The 1,263-nt window shown below is 26.8% G+C and carries 1 protein-coding gene; it reads right to left on the reverse strand.

Translation table 4 applies throughout. From position 1 onward, the window contains the following. Nucleotides 1–934 precede the first annotated feature (934 nt). On the reverse strand, nt 935–1,263 hold a 329-nt coding region (locus ACWXVP_RS03210; RefSeq protein WP_456013062.1), incomplete at its 5' end, for a hypothetical protein.

Genomic DNA, 1,263 nt, shown 5'->3' on the forward strand with positions numbered 1-1,263 from the left:
TTGGATTAGTATTATTTGCCAATCAAGGAAAATCAATTTGGCTATTTGAGGAAGGTAACGCCTCATAGTTATTCAATAAGTTAATACTACATTCCATTGCTATTCTATCAGTAAATTCCTTATTTTTTTTGATCATACTAAACTGGAACGAGCTCACGATTATAATAAGCTGCTTATCATATATTTGCAAACAGTTCTAACATTCTTTATAAATAAGAAACTAAAAATCGTATCCTATATTTAGACACAAATTTTTATATAAATTTACTTTTTTCAACGCTTACTGAATTTTTTAATCATAATTTATTCAGTTTATAAGCATTTTTTATAGTTTTTCCTTACAAAGTATCCTTACTTACTAAAAAATAAAATTATCTAGTTCATTTTCTCATCCGACACCTTTTTTGTGGAGTATCTAAGATTATATTTTTTGGTAATGAATTTCCAACCAATCAATTTTTAATATGTTTATTTTTATGTCTAATATCATTTAGAGCATCCTTTGGCAGAATATTTTTAATAGTTTCATAAACTGATTGTAAATCATTTTTGTTCACTAGTTTTAGAATTTATAGATGTTAGATTTTTAGTGGTTTGGTTTGTTTTATAAGTAAGGGCTGCAAATTAGTACTATTAATGTTGGTTAAAGCTCTGAAAAGTAATTTTCTTTTTTTATTATTCTCCTCTTGTTCTATTTGAACAATGGGGGTTTTTGTATATAATTTTCAATTTTTATTCACAAAATATCTAGGCTTTTGAATATGCATCGCATTTTTTGTTCTTAACTTCAACAAGGTATTTTAGCTTAAAAACGGCATTTTTTAGCCATGCTTAATAAGTTTTATTCGCATTTTAATATTAATTTTTAACCCTATTGATAATAAAAAACCAGACTTATATCTGGTTTAGAATAAAAAATTAATTATTATAAAATTTAATTTATTTGAAATGTAAGGCCATCTTTATCACTTTGGATACCATAGCTTCCTAAACTACCGCTAAGTAGATTTGCAAAAAAATCGGCCAATTTACTTGCATCTTGTGTTGTTTGTAAAACTTTTGGCTTAGATGGTTCATCATCTTCATCCCATGGTTGATTATGGTCCGGTTCATAAAATTCTCATGGAATATTTTCCTCTGGCAGATCTAACGGATACACATCAAAATCAAAGGTTCCACCTTCATCGAGAGGAAAATCAAACCCTTGTTTGCCTTCTTTTGATCTATCATAATGTTTATATAAATTCTTGTAATAAAAATTAT

The organism is Mycoplasma sp. 1781 (genome assembly GCF_053851675.1).